Origin of the sequence: Neoalteromonas facilis, from assembly GCF_002807665.1 — a bacterium.
GTDB classification, from domain to species: domain Bacteria; phylum Pseudomonadota; class Gammaproteobacteria; order Enterobacterales; family Alteromonadaceae; genus Alteromonas_E; species Alteromonas_E facilis.
The window spans coordinates 626804-643061 of the sequence record NZ_PEAY01000003.1; the positions used below are offsets into that span (position 1 = coordinate 626804).

Genomic DNA, 16258 nt, shown 5'->3' on the forward strand with positions numbered 1-16258 from the left:
AGGCAATAGTGTTCGCTTAGTGCTCGTTTAAGTGAACTCAAGGATGACATTATGGTGTTATATGCAGGTTTAAAAAGAAAAGACGTAAGGCCAGTAGGCGCTTCAGAAAGAGGCGTGGGCATGGTTGAAGTCCTAATTACCTTATTCATCCTTTCTGTAGGTTTACTCGGTGTTGCCTCTTTGCAATTTATTGGGTCGTTTGCCAATGCCGACGCGCTCAGTCGCACTCAGGCTGTGCTCGTTGCTCAGCAAATGAGCGAGCGTCTACGCGCCAGTGCTGTTTCGTCTACAGAGGGTGATGGTCTCATTGTCAATAACGCTTACTTTGACACGACGCTGTACAACTTCGAAAATTTAAGCTGTGGTACTTCAGGCAATCCTTATCAGTGCCATTGTCTTGCGCATCCCGCCGCGATACCTGATTGCCGACAGAATCCCTGTACGGCGGCTGAAGTCGCCAGTTTCGATGCCTATGAAATGTCATGCGCAGCTGTTAATTCAAATCCATTAATCGAACTCGAACTCAGTTGTAATGACAATAATCTTGCAGACGCAGATGCCTGTAGTGTTGGTTCTCGCCACAGGGTCATCTTGGCTTGGCCTGTAGAAAGCTGGCAAGCCAATGACAGGGAGCTTAATCCCGATTGTTTGATTGGCCGCACTGGCGATCACGATTGTGTGATTGTAGAGGTGGTGCTATGAAACGTCAGCAGGGTTTTACCCTTATCGAGATAATGATTTCGTTAACTCTGGGGTTAATCATTTCCGGCGCCATCATTCAAGTGATGGTGAGTAATTCAGTGACTGATAAACTTAACCGTGCGATAGCATCAGCCCAAGAGAGTGGCCGGTTTATTGTTAATCGCCTTCGCACTGACGTCATCATGGCGGGACGCTACGATCCTTTGTCAGGTCAATTGGACAGAACAGTAGACGTCGTTACTGAAGCTGCATTTGTGCAAAACCACCCAATTCCTGTTCCTGGTGATTTCCCCGCGCGTCCTGCGCTAGGTGCTCTTGAAGGCGCTGCGGGCAGCAATGACACTTTGGTAGTAAGCCTACAAAGTGACAGGGATTGCAGAGGATATACGCTTGGTTACAACAATGGTGCAGAGTTTCATGTGGTGAATGAGTATTTTATGGATGGCACTGAATTAAAGTGCAGAGGATTTGATGGGCGGTACTTGAGGGGACTAAAAGCCGCAGCAGGACACAATGGACACAATGCATTCACCTTGCTAGATGACGTACAAAGTTTTCAGGTCTTGTATGGAATTGCAGATGCAGATCTAGCAGGTGATACGTCAGCGCGACCTGTGCAATTTATTCCCGCAGATGAACTCCCAGCAGCACTTGCGAATGATGGGCAGGTTGTAGCCGTCCGCATAGCGGTACTTGTGCAAGGTGATGGTGAAGTTAACTTAAGTGATTCTCCTTCATTTGTGTTGCTCGGCGGTGACCCTATTACACCTGGAACCGACAATATCTATAAACCATTTGAAATCACTATTGCCCTTCGCAATATGAAAAATTTTGTTCGGAGTATTGGCGTATGAGACAACAAGGCTTAGTACTCGTATTTGCACTGCTTATTTTGCTTTCGCTGACTATTTTGGGAGTAGCGTCTGTTTCAAGCAGCTTGATGCAAAGTAAAATGGCGACCTCGATGGAAACCTCTTCGCTAGCATTCGATGCAGCGGAAGCCGCTATTGCCGGGGTCGTATTTGAATCAGAAGATGAAATTCTACTAACAGACCCGAATTTGACTGATCCACTCTCGGATGCTCGTCAGGGCAACATTTTTGATCCTACCGTCCAGACGATGAGTTGCTATGAAAACGCCACATGGACCAATCGCACTGTGACTCAAGCGGGTTTGATTACGGGTAATAATCATAACGCTGCTGGATTATTTGATAGTCGCCCAGCCATCAATAGTTGGTCGCGTACTGCGTTTGTGCGCGAGCAAGCTTGTCGAGGTTCTAGCAACGTCATTGGTGGCAGCAATATCAATTGTCATGTTTTTATCGTGCGCGGTTGCGGGCAGGTGGCTGGAAAACCCTATGCGGTAGCCAACAGCATGTCTGCATCAGTATTTGCGCCAGCCTCGCAATAGTGGGGAGGAGACCCTATGAACATTTACAAAGGCCGTAACGTTTTTCTTTTTTTCGTTAGTGCTATTTTGAGCATTATGATCAACGCCACTGCAATGGCTGACGATTTAGATATCTATCTCGGTTCTGGCGGCAGTGCGGTAACCTATAACCCTAATGTGTTATTTATTATGGATACCTCCGGCAGTATGACGGGGATGGACGGTACGTCTGAGTCACGTATGTTGCGTGTGCAGAATGCCTTGAAGGATGCGTTAGGTTCTGCAACCAATATCAATGCTGGTCTCATGCGATTTTCTGATCTCGGCGGACCAATATTGTACCCCATTCGAGATATCGATGAAGCGGTTCAACCCGAAATCATTACGTCAACGAACGCGGGTGAGAATGATGCATATGAAGTCAATGGGTCAGTCACGCTTGGCAACAATCAATTGGTGTTAACGCAAGGTACTAATACGGTTACCACGGGGCTACGATACACGCAGTTGAACATTCCGCGTGGCGCTACTATTACGAACGCTTTTTTACGCCTGACGTCCGCACAATTAAACAGTGCGGCATCGACTATTACCATTCGCGGTGAGAAAAGTGGTAATGCGACAGAATTCACTACTACCAATAACGATATTTCAAGTCGACCGGTCACAAGCGATGCTGTGGTGTGGAGTACGGATAATGAATTTCCTGCTTCTGGAGAAATAGTCAATTCACCCAGTTTGGTCAATGTGATCCAAGAGGTCGTCGATCAGAGTAGCTGGTGCGGTGGTAGTGCATTAAACCTTATCATTGAGGGAACCAGTTCCGACGCATCAAGTGCGCGCAAAGCGTTGGCCATTGAAGAAGGTACGGGGCGCTCGCCACAGCTGGTAGTCGTCTATGATGATACGACCGCTACAGGGTGTGTAACAGGTCAATTGGCCTATCAAGTCAGTTCCAATCGAAATAATGCAGAGGAAAGACCTGACGGTTACCAATCGACAGGTAGTGAACTGACTTTTGACAGTGGCAACAATGCCTACATTGCAGCACGGTTTCGAAATGTTAATTTGCCTCAGGGCGCAACCATTTCAGAGGCCTATATAGAATTTACTGCCTATCAAACGGATACCGGCAATGGTGCTTCAATGACTATTGCGGCAGCTGATGAAGATGACCCTAAAGGGTTCAACAACTATAAGCGTTACACACTGCGCGACAAGTCAAAAACAGCCAGTGTAACCTGGTCGAATATTCCGTCGTTTTATAAAAATTCAGTGTACAAAACGCCGTCGTTGGTGCCTATCGTACAACAAATCGTAAATCGTACTGGATGGCAGGCGAACAACGACATGATGTTTATTTTCTCTAATTTCACCGGTGACCGAGGCGCCTATTCATATAAAGGCAAGCCATCAGGCTCCCCCGTGTTAGTGATCAAATATCAAGGAAATGCTATTCCCGGCACGACAAGTACGGTGCGTCAGCACTTGATCAGCCAAGTCGATGATTTGAGTGCCAGTGGGTTCACGCCTATTGTAGATACACTTTATGAAGCAACACAGTATTACGGTGGCCGTGATGTCTATTATGGTTTGCGCAGGGGAGATGGCTCGGTCAGTAGTACAGTGCGCAGAAATACGCGTGTTAGTCATAGAGCCTCTTATATTGGTTCAGATGCGGTAAAACCGAGCGGTTGTACAGCGGACAATCTGAGCAGCTCAAACTGTATCAATGAATATATACCCACGGGAGCTGAGTATATTTCACCTATCGTAGATTTACAGTGCCAGACTAATAATCATATTGTCTTGTTGTCTGATGGTGAGGCAAACAACAATCATAGCGTAGATGAAATAGAGGCGTTGTTGGGGCAGTCGTGCACCGGCTCTGGCGGTGAGAAGTGTGGGGTAGACTTAGTCAGTAACTTAAGTAAAGCCAACCAATCAAAAATTGACGCTCGCATTATTACGCACACAATAGGCTTTGCGGCAAATAGCACGGCGAACAACTTTCTCAATAAACTCGCATTGCAAAGCGGTGGTGGATTCTATACTGCCAATAATAGCGCCGATTTAGTAGAAGCATTCCAAACAATCTTGCGCTCCGTTAAAGATGTCAACGCGACCTTTGTATCTCCAGGTGTAGCGGTGAACCAGCTGAATCGTCTAACCCATAGAGATGAACTGTATTTCGCATTATTTAAGCCCTCTGAGGGAACCCTTTGGCCGGGTAACCTGAAGAAGTATAAGATTGACGGTGACAAAGTGTTGGATAAAAACAGCCTTGATGCCGTGGATACTGTAACCGGTTTCTTTGCTGAGAATAGTCACTCATTCTGGTCAACGTTGGCTGATGGAAATGATGTAAGGGATGGTGGTGCTGCTAGCAAAGTGTCACTCACGCGAAATATTTACACCTTCTCAGGGCCTGGGAACATTGCCAGTAGCAGTAATGAGTTACATGAATCTAACACAGCCATTACAACGACGATGTTGGATGTTGATAGTGAACCAAATCCACTGGTAGCAAGGGATACTGTACTGAAATGGGCTAGAGGCGTGGATGTTAGAGATGATGATGGTGATGGTTCGACTAGTGATGTGCGTTTGCAAATGGGGGATCCTATTCACAGTCAGCCTGTCATTGTTAACTATTCTACAACTGACAGTGCGATTTTTGTCGCAACCAATCATGGCTTTTTACATTCAATTGACGCCGCCACAGGTAGCGAAAATTTCGCTATTATTCCTCAAGACCTGTTAGCTAATTTGAATGAGCTATACCGAGACACCTCTACGTTCAACCACATATATGGGCTTGACGGTGATATGGTACTGCGAACCAAAGGAACAGACACATACTTGTATGTGGGTATGCGAAGAGGTGGCAACAATTATTATGTATTTGATGTAACCAGCAAGAGCTCGCCTAAGTTAGTCTTCCAAATTACTGGTGGTTCTCCAGGATTTGAGAAACTAGGCCAAACATGGTCAAGACCGACGATCACCAAGATGTCTATCGGCGGCTCTACCAAGAATGTCATGATTGTCGGTGGTGGGTATGATGATTCTCAGGATTCAAACAGCATCCGTACGACAGACTCGGTTGGGAATGCTGTATATATCATCGATGCTGACAATGGCCAGTTGTTGTGGACTATCAGTAATGCCGGCGCTGATCTAAATGTGCCTGAAATGCAATACAGCATACCTGCGCGGATTTCGACTATTGATCGTGACAATGACGGTTTAGCTGACCACATGTATGTGGTTGATATGGGCGGGCAATTGTTCCGGTTCGATATCTACAATGGGCAAGCGGGTGGCGATTTTATGCGCGGTGCTCGCCTTGCTGATTTCGCAGGCAGCGGTGCTGCTGATAATCGTCGCTTCTATTATGGACCGGATGTATCAGAGATTAGTTTAGGCGATGACCTATTCTATGCGGTCGCGTTTGGTAGCGGATTTAGGGCAGGTCCACTGGATACTCAAATTGATGATCGTTTTTACATGCTCAAAGATGATGGAGTGTTCACGCTCAATGCGAATGGTCGATATACGCTGCCCAAAACAGCTTACGTAGAGTCAGATTTGTATGATGCGACGGATCATTTATTGACGGATGCAAATCAGACTACGCGTGATATTGCCAGTACGACTTTGGCGAGCAAGAAAGGTTGGCTGTTGAGATTAACTACGGATGGTGAGAAAGTTTTATCCTCGCCGTTAATATTGGATTACAAGATATTCTTTACAACCTATGTTCCGGCAAGTTCAAGCGGTAGTAGCTGTGCACCGCCGACAGGTAATAGTCGCGCATATTTAGTCAATTTATTTAATGCCAACGCCGTTGATGATCTGAATCAAACGGGTGAGCTGGACAAAAATGACCGATATGCGCAATTAAAGCAGACAGGTATCGCGCCAGATACTAAGATCTTGATTGAGGATATTGTGCAACCTGTTGTTTGTTTGGGTACAGAGTGTGTTTCTGCTGTTATTAAAATAGACAATAATGGCGTTGTTCAGCCGTGTAATTCAGATTTTGAATGTTTAGCCCGAAACATTTATGGTCGGTTTGAACGTGTGCAACGTGGAAGTTGGGAAACAGAAGTCGAGAGACAATAAATATGTACAGAATTAGGCAGAACAGAAAAACAACGGGTTTCACGCTAGTGGAATTGATGATAGTGGTTGCGATTGTGGGGATTATCAGCGCTATCGCTTATCCGGCATATCAGGGAATGATGGTCGGTAGCTACCGCAGTACCGCCCAGGCAGACCTCATGGCGTTAGCCGCTGCAATGGAACGACACAAAGCGGCCAATTATACTTATGAGGGGGCTGCGACTGGTGGAAGTGATACAGGCGCTCCAGCGATCTTTCAAACGCATTCACCGGCGGCGGAACCTGCCGCTAATAAACGTTATGATCTTGTCATTGATACCGTTTCTGCCAATGGTGTCAGTTACCGTCTACGCGCAATACCTGTCTCGGGAGGCGCGCAAGCAACAGATGGATCCTTATACGTATTTAGTGATGGACGAAAAGCGTGGGACCAAGATAACAGTGGTAGCCTTTCAGCTAGCGAATACTGTTGGAGCTGCTAGTTCTGGTACTTAGATAAAGTGGGATAATACGTCAATTTTTGTTGTTCAGACCTATTATCCCGTCTCTCGAGCCTATTGACTGCGGTGATTATATTGCTTCACCGTCCTCTTCTCCGGTGCGGATACGCACGGCCCGCTCGACATTGGTGACAAACACTTTTCCATCACCTATTTTGCCTGTTTTAGCCGCTGCAACTAAGGTTTCAACGGTTTGATCGAGCAGTTCATCTGTTATCACCATTTCGAGTTTCATTTTAGGTAGAAAGTCGACTTGATATTCAGCTCCGCGATACATTTCCGTGTGCCCTTTTTGGCGACCGAAGCCTTTGACCTCAGTAACAGTTAATCCTGTAACACCGATTGAAGATAGCGCTTCTCGTACATCATCTAACTTAAAGGGTTTTATGATAGCTTCAACTTTTTTCATGAATTTACTCGCCGTCGTAAATAGTCGGAATGGGAACACGTTTATGTTGCGTAATCGTGTAAATATATAGCAAACGTTCTATTACCGCATCATCTACAGGCTTACCTTCAAGGAAGTCATCAATTTGGTCATAGCTAAGCCCCAGCGCCTCTTCATCAGCCTTCTGTGGTGTTAAGCTTTCAAGATCTGCGGTAGGCGCTTTATTGATGATGTTGTCGGGTGCGCCCATATGTTTCGCAAGCTGCCTTACTTGGCGCTTACTAAGCCCAAACAATGGCGCCAAATCACACGCTCCATCACCATACTTGGTGTAGAAACCGGTTATATTTTCTGCACTATGGTCAGTACCAAGTACTAATCCGTCAACCATGCCTGCGATTTCATATTGAATAACCATGCGAGTACGTGCTTTCACGTTACCTTTAACGAAATCTTGTTTGCTGAGATCTTCGGGCAGCAAATCAATTGCCGACAGCGCATCGGAGGTCGATTGGTGAATAGCATCTGCTCCCGGTTGAACATTCACTGATATCGAATGACTAGGGCGAATGAAATCAATCGACTGTTGCGCATCTGATTCATCTGCCTGTGTCTGATAAGGCAATCGAACAGCAATAAATTGATAGTGTTCTTTGTGCTCTTGATTAAGTTCATCAACAGCAATTTGCGCGAGACGCCCAAGCGTACATGAGTCTATACCGCCACTGATCCCTAATACTAGGCTATTGAGACCGGACTGTTTGAGTTGAGTTTTAATAAAATTCACTCGACGAGTTACCTCGTATTCCACATCAATATGCGGTAACACTCTCATTTCATCGATAACGCGTTGTTTTAGCATGTGATCGACCATGGTTGAATAAGCATCCTATGTTGTAAATTGTGTTTAACTGTATGGCATATGTACTTACGTGCACACAAATATACCGAATTGCGCCGCTAGCATTGTATACTTACTTTAGGATATTTTCAGTGGATGAATTTCTATGAATAGGCAAAGCGGTGTTACTTTAGTAGAAATGATGATTTCTTTGGCCATTGTGGCCATCTTGCTCACCACGGTTGCGCCCAATGTGCAGGGGATGTTGATCCAAAATAGAATTGTGTCAGAAATCAATGAACTCAGTGGCATCATTCAATTTGCTCGTCATACAGCAATAGAAGAACAATCTGATACTGTGTTATGCCCAACGGCTAATTTTAGTAGCTGTACTGTTAATTGGAGTGATCCGAAAATGGTATTTATCGATGCTGACGGTGACGGCAGTCGGGGGGCTAATGAGGAAATCCTGGTTTCATCCAGCGCCATCAGTGATGTAAACAAATTATATGGCCCGAATTCTGAGCTTATATTTCTTGCGAGCGGCGGTTCAAATACTGCAGCAGAACTCGTATTTTGTCATAAAAACAAAAAGGCAAAATACGCTCGAGGGCTTTCGTTAGGATTGCAAGGGCGAGTGAAATCCAGCAAGGACAAAAATAAAGACGGCGTTTATGAGAACGCTTCTGGTAAGCCTTTATCTTGCCCTTGATACTGAATTAAGTGCTTAGTGGTTGTGTCCACAGCCTCCGGCAGTGTGAACATGGCCATGTGCAATCTCTTCACTAGTGGCCTCGCGAACACCCACAACTTCTACGTCAAAATTAAGTGTCACACCAGCCAACGGATGGTTGCCATCAACTACGACTTCATCATCGGTAACATCAATGACGATAACCGATTGGTCGCCGTGATCAGTTGTTGCGCGAAAAGACATTCCAACGGATACATCCATACCTTCAAACATATTCTTTGGCACAGCTTGAACCAAATTATCGTGACGCTCACCATAGGCTTTCTCAGGCGCAACGGTAATTTCGAACGTATCCCCTTGCTGTTTGCCGGCTAAGGCTTCTTCCAAGCCTACAACTAAAAAACCATGCCCATATAAAAATTCTAATGGCTCACCACTGCGCGATGAATCTATTTCTACGGCTTCGGTAGTACTCACGGTGTAGTGCATTTTCACTACGCTATTTTTTTCAATCATTCAATTACCAGTTAGTTTTCCACCGCATAAGGAAGCGATGTGATAGTCAATTTGTCTTCGGGAGACGCTTTCAGACGCAAGGTTTCGCCAATGGTACTGTCATTACTCAATACCGCGAGTAGCGCAATCTCATTGCCTACTGAAGCTACATTCAGCACAGTTCCACCTCGACGCCAATTGTCACCGACTGCTTTTTCAAGCATATCACCCGGCTGGATGTTTATCGAATCTGCGTGTTCACTTTTGCCAATCAGTAAGTATGTCGCGCGTTTGTTTTTACCCAAATAGCGTGTTCTCGCCACAACCTCTTGCCCCATATAGCAGCCTTTTTTGAAATCTATGGCATCGAGAACATGGAGGTTTAGCATCTGTGGCACATATTCGTTGCTAGTTTGTTCACTGACGAGTGCGATACCCTCAATAATATTCATCGCTGTCCAGTGAGAGGCCGGCATCTTTGCAATGTTATCGGGAAACTCAATAGCAGGTTGTGCTGAGGAGCTGGCAAGCAAATAGCGAGGGCCGTAGTCACCACTGACATTGATCAGCCAACCATTATCCATGAAATTGCACGCCATGTTGGAAGCTGGAACTGTGCCATATTGCTGCGCAAGTGCTTGGCCTGCGTCTGCACCGCATACACCCCAAAACTGCAAGGAATCACTGACATCCTCGATTGAAACTTTTGAAAATACGCCATATTTTTTGAGCTCTCTAAGGCTACTACTCAAGGCGCCGCGTTCACATACGTAGTGAAACCCGTTGAGAATGGGGAGTAATATTCCATTGCTCCACATTTTACCTTTAAAGTCACAGTGGCTTGTTCGTTGAGCAGAGTTCTCTTTCAACCTTGTGACATTAGACGTTACTTGCCCTTGTATGTAACTTGAAGCTTGTTCACCTGTGATTGCAATTACGCCGATATCATTCAGTTGACAAAAGAAGTTGTCACTCAGTGCTATGGGCTTTGTCATTTTTTTACTCGCTTGAACATCGTTACCGCACATTATGAGGATTAATAAGGTGATAACAAGCTTGATTTACCCGAATATCGAACGCTGAGACGCTGTATGAAGGGAACAGTAAACATGTGGGAATTGACATGGTATATTGCGGCCATCTTTAGTGATGAGAGAATTTATGTTTTCGGAAAAAAGATATGCCCGCCTCAAATGGGCGTGCCGCAGAGGTATGCTTGAATTAGATGTGTTACTCATGCCGTTCGTGGAAACCGGATTTCACGACTTAGACGATGCTCAGCAGGAACAATTTGAGCGCCTCTTGACGTCTGATGATCCCGATTTGTTTGCTTGGTTTATGGGGCATCAAGCCTGTGATGATCCTGAACTGGATGCGATGATCAAGCATATTCTCTCGCGTGTTAAGGTCTAGTTTTAGTTACGTCACAGGCTTTTCACCTACTCAACGTATCATCTTGTTGCTCATTTTGATGATAGGCCCGTTATGGTCATTACGAGACTTGGGACATACTGAATGGTGGTTTCAAGGGACGATAGCCCTATCCATATTTCTGCTGATAGTGAATATCAACATGGCGTTGACGCCACAGAAAACGCTACAAATAAGCATTGATGAGCAGGGAATGGTAGCGCTTGTGTCTGAGAAAGAATCGTTTTCCCATCATTGGCGGGTTTGCCACACTTCTCGCGTGTCTCCTTGGGTCATCTGGCTAAGTCTGATTTCAAATAGTACAAATGTTATCAAAGAGCGAAAAGTACTCGCACTTGCAGCATATAAACTAGACGATAATGCGCGGCGGATACTTGGGTTCTGCATTGTTCGTAGTCAATATGAAAGGTAGTAGCAACTATGTCTTTTTCACAACTGATCAAAGCAGCATTTAAAAAAGCCGAGCGTACTCGAATAGAGGCGCTCTTACCGGCCTCTCCGTCTGTGACGTTTGCAGGATTAAGACTGGAACGTTCGTACATGTGGAATGATATAGTGTCTCGTGTAAAGACATTTAACCAAATGCATGACTGGCAAGAGAACACACTGCACCCCTGTTTTTTACAAGTGCTTGGGCTGGAACTTCAACTCGGCTGTTTGTTGGACAAATCCTTTCCCTTTCCTGTGATGGGGTTGGTACACATTGCCAATCAAGTTCAAATAGTGTCGCCATTACATCCTGCTGATTATTCGTTAAGAGCTGAAATTAGCGCGCTTAAGCGACATGAGAAAGGCGCGGTGGTATCCGTCAATATAACAGCAAGTAGTGAAGGCAAAGAGGTGTACTCTGCGACAAGTGATTATTTATATCGCATGGCATCTTCTCGACCAACATCAAACCGCGATGACCGACCAAGCGTTATGGGACTGGGAACCAAATTATTAGATATTTCGTTAGCGAAAAATGCAGGGCGGCGGTATGCCAAGTTAAGTCGTGATTATAATCCGATCCATCTATGGTCTATTACCGCAAAGGTATTGGGGTTTAAGCAGCCAATAGCACATGGAATGCATACCTTGTCATTATGTATGTCGGCGTTGAGTAAAAACGCTGGTCCGCAACACTCATTAAATCGAATTGAAAATCGTTTTATTGCGCCAGCTCCACTGCCGTGTCAGGTATCTCTGTATACCCGAGAGTTCGAATTAGGACGCGATGGGGAGCACCCATTTTTGTTAGTGAATAGACAAGATGTGGTAGCGGATAACGCCTTAGCAGAATCGAAAAGGCCCATTATCGATGGAACGTTTCAATTCGAATCGCTGGGATAAAGCTGTACGGTACTGTTTGTTCATTTTGAGTGTGCATGATTGGCGATATAAGCTACGCATAGGTTTGCAGTGTACCGCTCGCGAGTGGGGCTTTTTTACGAGGCACTAATATCGTTGGTTTGCTGTCTGGCAGTAAATCAGGGTAATCAATGTTGTAATGTAGACCGCGACTTTCTTTGCGTTCAATTGCACACCGCACAATGAGCTCTGCAACCATCACTAAGTTTCTCAGTTCCAACAGGTTATTACTGATGCGAAAATTTGCGTAATATTCATCGATCTCTTGCTCCAACATTTGTATACGACGCAATGCGCGCTCCAAACGTTTGTCGGTTCTAACTATGCCGACGTAGTCCCACATAAACAACCGTAACTCGTGCCAGTTGTGTTGGATGATAACTTCTTCGTCGGAATTGGTTACCCGGCTCTCATCCCATGGTGCTATGGCAGGGCTTGCTACGTCATTGTGCAGATGTTGTTTGATATGGTCAGCAGCAGCGTGTGCAAACACAATGCATTCTAGCAATGAATTACTTGCCATTCGGTTTGCTCCGTGCAAGCCGGTATAGGCAACTTCTCCAACGGCATACAGGTTTTCAATATCTGTTTTGGCATTTAGGTCGGTGACGACTCCGCCACAACTGTAATGTGCTGCTGGCACTACAGGAATCGGCTGACGTGTAATGTCGATACCTAACGAGCGACACTTGCGGTATATATTGGGGAAATGTTTAACGATGAAATCTGATGGTTTGTGACTGATGTCCAAGTACATGCAATCCGCCCCTAGACGCTTCATTTCAAAGTCTATCGCACGCGCCACAATATCTCGCGGAGCTAACTCTTCACGCGAGTCAAATTTATGCATAAAGCGGGTACCGTCTGCATGACACAAAATGGCACCTTCACCGCGTAGCGCTTCAGTAATGAGAAAATTGCCAGCTTCTGGATGAAATAAACAGGTCGGGTGGAATTGATTAAACTCCATGTTAGCGACTCTGCAGCCAGCTCTCCAGGCTAGCGCAATACCGTCACCACTGGATACGTCAGGGTTGGACGTATATTGGTATACCTTGCTGGCTCCACCAGAAGCGAGTGCGGCGAAACGGCAGCGAATAACTTCAACGTGCTCATTGTTACGTGACCAAACATAGGCACCGATACATCTTTTGTCGTTTGGCTCAGAGCCTTGAGACATGATCAAATCGATGGCGTTGTAGCGTTCAAAAATGTGAATGTTCGGGTGCTGGTTGGCCGCTTCATTGAGCGTGAGTTGAACCGCTTGCCCGGTGGCATCGGCAGCATGAAGGATGCGGCGATGGCTATGCCCACCCTCCCGTGTGAGGTGGTAACGAGTTTCGCCATCGGCGCTAGTTTCGGTATCAAAGGGCATGCCGAAGTTAATTAACCACTGCATAGCGGTTTTACCTTTTTCCGCCGTGTAGCGAACCACGGCTTCGTCACACAGTCCGGCGCCTGCGTCTAGCGTATCTCTAACATGCGCATCGATGCTATCATCTTCATCAAACACAGCAGCAATACCGCCTTGGGCATACCGAGTTGCCCCTTCATTGCGGTCACTCTTGCTGAGAACGATAACCTGACAATGATCTGCCAAAGAGAGAGCTAAACTCAAACCAGCAGCGCCACTGCCGACAATAAGTACATCGCACTGATGCTCAATATTGTTTTCAATCGACGCTTTCTTGGCAGAGTGTGAGTTTTTATTTGCTGGCATTAGGGGATTACCGACCTATATTGTTACTGTTATCAAGCTAATGTGTGTTTTGATCGCGAATTGACAGAACGCGGTTCAGCGTTAACGCATTTTTTGCAGTATACAACGTATTCTGGATGTCGCGGCGAGTATTTTACTCCATGCTCTGTGCGTTGTTGCGATGGTCATTCACATTTTTTATTTCAGCGTCAGTTCTACTATTAACGCGTCGCGACAGGTATTATCTATGTTCAAATGAAAAGCGTCGTTCAGCGAGGATTAAGTTTTTTAAAATATTATCGAACTTTTCATGAACACCAAAGTCTATTTAGTTGCTTGCATGAGCCGTGCAGTAATGTAGTAAGGAGAGTTGGCTCAAATGAGTGAGCAAATTACAGATCAACAGTTGGTAGAGAAAGTACAGCGCGGAGATAAGAACGCGTACAACCTTTTGGTTGTAAGGTACCAACATAAGGTTATGCATCTGGTTAGCCGATATGTAAAAAATTCGGGGGATGTAGCCGATGTAACGCAAGAGGCTTTTATTAAAGCATATCGTGCGTTGCCGAGTTTTAGGGGAGATAGTGCCTTTTACACGTGGCTCTATCGAATTGCAGTAAATACTGCGAAAAATTACTTAGTGTCGCAGGGGCGTAAGCCTCCCGGCAGTGACATCGACGCGCAAGAAGCCGATTATTATGATGGCGGTGAGGCGTTACACGATAACAGTACGCCAGAAAGAACGCTGTTATCGAATGAAATCGAGACGATGTTGCATAAAGTGGTAGACCGATTGCCAGAAGATTTACGCATGGCGATCACGTTACGAGAGCTTGAAGGCTTAAGTTACGAAGAAATAGCCGCAGTTATGGAATGTCCGGTCGGCACGGTTCGATCGAGAATATTCCGAGCGCGGGAAGCGATAGATAAGGTGATTCAACCATTAATGCAGAATTGATGATTGTTTCTACAAACGTTAGTATAGTAGCGCGAGTCTAAAAAGAGAGTTTTATGACCCAACAGCAAGAAAATTTATCTGCATTCGTTGATGGTGAATTACGCGATGAACGGGGCGAGCTGATAGATGCACTGAGTCAAGACAGTGAACTTCACGCAAAGTGGTGTCGATACCACGCCATAGGCGATATGATGCGAGGCGAGTGTACTCAGCCGCAATTCGATATCTCCGCTAAAGTTGCTGAAGCACTGGCTGAAGAGCCTACGGTGTTAGCGCCGAAAAAACGCTCGTGGGAGGATATTCCGCTGGTCGGTAACGTTGTGCCACTGGTGAAGCAGTCGGGGCAGTTCTTAGTCGCAGCATCAGTAGCCGCTGTCGCTGTTTTAGGTGTGCAAAACTATAATGCACCGGTAGATGAGCAACCGTTCATGACGGCGCCTCCTATTGCTGGACCACAAGGCGGTTTAGCGCCGGTGAGTTTAGAACAAACGCGCACAGTGCAAAGAAATGACATGGAGGCGTTACTTGAACAACGTCGCCAGTTAAATGCCCTCATAGCGGATCATCAGCGCCAACTTCAATTGAAACAGGCGCAACTGCCACAGGCAGTAACGGCAGAGCAAGAAAAGGAAGCATCTGAGGATGAAACTCAGCCTTAAGGGGCCTTAGGACAATATGTTGTTGAAAACGATTAAAAAAGCCGCTGTGTATTTGAGTGTCACAGCGGCTTTTATGTTTCAGTTATCTGTATACGCGCAACAAGCTACACCAATGGTGGATGCTACTGACAAGCAAAGTGGTACTGAATGGTTGTTGACTATGGCGGATGCGATTGCAGGTAAAAATTATCAGGTATCTATGGTCGTAAACCGACCGGGTTTAGATACCGTCCCATACATGTGGCGTCATGGCGTGTTTGATGATGGCGTGAACATGGAACAGCTCAGTATTTTGAATGGGCCGGGTAAAGAATTTATTCGGGTTAATCGTGTCATCAGTGTATTTGAGCCCGATGAAGCACCCTACAGTCTGTATGGTGACGTGATTGATGGTCCATTCCCAGGGCAATTACTGACATCCCCATTGGAGCTGCAAAAAGGTTACGATTTTATAGCTGTCGGGCGTGGGCGTATTTCGGGCAGGGCTGCCCAGCAAATCCGCATTGTCAGTAAAGATAACTCGCGTTTTGCGTATCAATTGTGGATCGACGAAGATAGCGGCATGCCGTTGAAAATGAACATGCTGGAACAAAATGGCCAGTTACTCAAACAAATCCAAGTCACCCAAATGTCGCTATCTGAGCAGCCGGATGAATATTTTGCTCGCATTAACCATGACATGTTGCCGGAAGTCACTGGGGTGCCAGCGCGTCATCATCAGCATAATTGGCAACTGGCGTACATACCGGTGGGCATGTCTGAAATAAAGCGCAATACGCATCGACTGCAAGTAACTGGGCAAGTAGTAGAATACGCCATGCTAAGCGATGGGTTAGTTGATGTTTCAGTGTACGTAATGCCTTCAGCCAACACACAGTTGCAAAATCATGTTTATAAACATGAGTCGAAATCTGTGCTCACTCGAACGGACGGGAAACTGTTGGTGTCGGTGGTGGGTGAAATACCGCCGCAAACGGCTAATAAAATAGCCATGTCATTATCGCCACGTATAGAGTAGAT

Annotated in this window: 17 protein-coding genes; 12 read left to right on the forward strand and 5 right to left on the reverse strand. The window is 45.8% G+C overall.

Going from position 1 to position 16258, the window contains the following annotated elements:
• Positions 1-120 precede the first annotated feature (120 nt).
• The 5 genes from CSH93_RS11125 to CSH93_RS11145 are packed head-to-tail and all read left to right on the forward strand — an operon-like array spanning position 121 to position 6705.
• Positions 121-702 (forward strand): type IV pilus modification PilV family protein, encoded by a 582-nt coding sequence (locus CSH93_RS11125; protein ID WP_100643404.1) that lies wholly within the window; start codon positions 121-123, stop codon positions 700-702.
• Entirely contained in the window at positions 699-1556 is an 858-nt protein-coding gene (locus CSH93_RS11130) for a PilW family protein (RefSeq protein WP_100643299.1), read from the forward strand. The genes CSH93_RS11125 and CSH93_RS11130 overlap by 4 nt, the downstream gene beginning before the upstream one ends.
• Positions 1553-2116: a PilX N-terminal domain-containing pilus assembly protein gene (locus CSH93_RS11135; protein WP_100643300.1), complete on the forward strand. Its 564-nt coding sequence runs from the start codon at positions 1553-1555 to the stop codon at positions 2114-2116. The genes CSH93_RS11130 and CSH93_RS11135 overlap by 4 nt, the downstream gene beginning before the upstream one ends.
• A gap of 15 nt (positions 2117-2131) precedes the next feature.
• Complete coding sequence (locus CSH93_RS11140; protein WP_420807254.1) at positions 2132-6223, forward strand: PilC/PilY family type IV pilus protein; 4092 nt, start codon at positions 2132-2134, stop codon at positions 6221-6223.
• Between the two features lie 2 nt (positions 6224-6225).
• Positions 6226-6705, forward strand: a complete 480-nt coding sequence (locus CSH93_RS11145; RefSeq protein WP_100643301.1) for a type IV pilin protein — start codon at positions 6226-6228, stop codon at positions 6703-6705.
• Between the two features lie 88 nt (positions 6706-6793).
• On the opposite strand, the gene CSH93_RS11150 is transcribed toward CSH93_RS11145, so the two are convergent.
• Together CSH93_RS11150 and nadE are read right to left on the reverse strand one after the other, a co-directional pair.
• Complete coding sequence (locus CSH93_RS11150) at positions 6794-7132, reverse strand: P-II family nitrogen regulator (protein WP_100643302.1); 339 nt, start codon at positions 7130-7132, stop codon at positions 6794-6796.
• A 4-nt stretch (positions 7133-7136) separates the two neighbouring features.
• Positions 7137-7973 carry an ammonia-dependent NAD(+) synthetase gene (gene nadE / locus CSH93_RS11155; RefSeq protein ID WP_100643406.1) on the reverse strand — a complete coding sequence of 279 codons (837 nt, stop codon included), beginning with the start codon at positions 7971-7973 and terminating at the stop codon, positions 7137-7139.
• A 145-nt stretch (positions 7974-8118) separates the two neighbouring features.
• Between nadE and CSH93_RS11160 the strand changes: the two genes are divergently transcribed.
• Complete coding sequence (locus tag CSH93_RS11160; protein ID WP_100643303.1) at positions 8119-8664, forward strand: GspH/FimT family pseudopilin; 546 nt, start codon at positions 8119-8121, stop codon at positions 8662-8664.
• A gap of 15 nt (positions 8665-8679) precedes the next feature.
• Here CSH93_RS11160 and CSH93_RS11165 read toward each other — a convergent pair whose 3' ends face one another.
• Both CSH93_RS11165 and ygfZ read right to left on the reverse strand, forming a co-directional pair.
• Positions 8680-9162 (reverse strand): FKBP-type peptidyl-prolyl cis-trans isomerase, encoded by a 483-nt coding sequence (locus tag CSH93_RS11165; RefSeq protein WP_100643304.1) that lies wholly within the window; start codon positions 9160-9162, stop codon positions 8680-8682.
• Between the two features lie 11 nt (positions 9163-9173).
• On the reverse strand, positions 9174-10136 hold the full coding sequence (gene ygfZ / locus CSH93_RS11170; RefSeq protein ID WP_164078352.1) for a tRNA-modifying protein YgfZ: 963 nt from the start codon (positions 10134-10136) through the stop codon (positions 9174-9176).
• 166 nt (positions 10137-10302) lie between these two features.
• Here ygfZ and CSH93_RS11175 point away from each other — a divergent pair, with 166 nt between their 5' ends.
• The 3 genes from CSH93_RS11175 to CSH93_RS11185 are packed head-to-tail and all read left to right on the forward strand — an operon-like array spanning position 10303 to position 11904.
• On the forward strand, positions 10303-10554 hold the full coding sequence (locus tag CSH93_RS11175) for an FAD assembly factor SdhE (protein WP_100643407.1): 252 nt from the start codon (positions 10303-10305) through the stop codon (positions 10552-10554).
• Entirely contained in the window at positions 10541-10984 is a 444-nt protein-coding gene (locus CSH93_RS11180) for a protein YgfX (RefSeq protein ID WP_124748967.1), read from the forward strand. Before CSH93_RS11175 ends, CSH93_RS11180 begins: the two co-directional genes overlap by 14 nt.
• Before the next feature lie 8 nt (positions 10985-10992).
• A complete protein-coding gene (locus tag CSH93_RS11185; protein WP_100643307.1) occupies positions 10993-11904 on the forward strand; it encodes a MaoC/PaaZ C-terminal domain-containing protein in 912 nt (303 codons plus the stop codon).
• A 52-nt stretch (positions 11905-11956) separates the two neighbouring features.
• Here CSH93_RS11185 and nadB read toward each other — a convergent pair whose 3' ends face one another.
• Positions 11957-13642, reverse strand: coding sequence for an L-aspartate oxidase (gene nadB / locus CSH93_RS11190; protein WP_420807255.1), 1686 nt, complete (start codon positions 13640-13642; stop codon positions 11957-11959).
• Between the two features lie 358 nt (positions 13643-14000).
• On the opposite strand from nadB, the gene rpoE reads away from it, so the two are divergent.
• From rpoE to CSH93_RS11205, 3 genes are read left to right on the forward strand one after another with little or no spacing between them, the layout of a single operon-like run.
• The gene (gene rpoE, locus CSH93_RS11195) at positions 14001-14579 is read left to right on the forward strand and encodes an RNA polymerase sigma factor RpoE (protein WP_100643308.1); all 579 of its coding nucleotides are present in this window, start codon (positions 14001-14003) and stop codon (positions 14577-14579) included.
• Positions 14580-14632: 53 nt separating this feature from the next.
• A complete protein-coding gene (locus tag CSH93_RS11200) occupies positions 14633-15238 on the forward strand; it encodes a sigma-E factor negative regulatory protein (RefSeq protein WP_100643309.1) in 606 nt (201 codons plus the stop codon).
• 22 nt (positions 15239-15260) lie between these two features.
• Entirely contained in the window at positions 15261-16256 is a 996-nt protein-coding gene (locus tag CSH93_RS11205; RefSeq protein ID WP_164078353.1) for a MucB/RseB C-terminal domain-containing protein, read from the forward strand.
• Positions 16257-16258: the final 2 nt, after the last annotated feature.

Bases quoted from the DNA above. Each gene is read 5' to 3' on its own strand.
- CSH93_RS11125 (WP_100643404.1), top strand. From the start codon at position 121: ATGGTTGAAGTCCTAATTACCTTATTCATCCTTTCTGTAGGTTTACTC.
- CSH93_RS11130 (WP_100643299.1), top strand. From the start codon at position 699: ATGAAACGTCAGCAGGGTTTTACCCTTATCGAGATAATGATTTCGTTA.
- CSH93_RS11135 (WP_100643300.1), top strand. From the start codon at position 1,553: ATGAGACAACAAGGCTTAGTACTCGTATTTGCACTGCTTATTTTGCTT.
- CSH93_RS11140 (WP_420807254.1), top strand. From the start codon at position 2,132: ATGAACATTTACAAAGGCCGTAACGTTTTTCTTTTTTTCGTTAGTGCT.
- CSH93_RS11145 (WP_100643301.1), top strand. From the start codon at position 6,226: ATGTACAGAATTAGGCAGAACAGAAAAACAACGGGTTTCACGCTAGTG.
- CSH93_RS11150 (WP_100643302.1), bottom strand. From the start codon at position 7,132: ATGAAAAAAGTTGAAGCTATCATAAAACCCTTTAAGTTAGATGATGTA.
- nadE (WP_100643406.1), bottom strand. From the start codon at position 7,973: ATGCTAAAACAACGCGTTATCGATGAAATGAGAGTGTTACCGCATATT.
- CSH93_RS11160 (WP_100643303.1), top strand. From the start codon at position 8,119: ATGAATAGGCAAAGCGGTGTTACTTTAGTAGAAATGATGATTTCTTTG.
- CSH93_RS11165 (WP_100643304.1), bottom strand. From the start codon at position 9,162: ATGATTGAAAAAAATAGCGTAGTGAAAATGCACTACACCGTGAGTACT.
- ygfZ (WP_164078352.1), bottom strand. From the start codon at position 10,136: ATGACAAAGCCCATAGCACTGAGTGACAACTTCTTTTGTCAACTGAAT.
- CSH93_RS11175 (WP_100643407.1), top strand. From the start codon at position 10,303: ATGTTTTCGGAAAAAAGATATGCCCGCCTCAAATGGGCGTGCCGCAGA.
- CSH93_RS11185 (WP_100643307.1), top strand. From the start codon at position 10,993: ATGTCTTTTTCACAACTGATCAAAGCAGCATTTAAAAAAGCCGAGCGT.
- nadB (WP_420807255.1), bottom strand. From the start codon at position 13,642: ATGCCAGCAAATAAAAACTCACACTCTGCCAAGAAAGCGTCGATTGAA.
- rpoE (WP_100643308.1), top strand. From the start codon at position 14,001: ATGAGTGAGCAAATTACAGATCAACAGTTGGTAGAGAAAGTACAGCGC.
- CSH93_RS11200 (WP_100643309.1), top strand. From the start codon at position 14,633: ATGACCCAACAGCAAGAAAATTTATCTGCATTCGTTGATGGTGAATTA.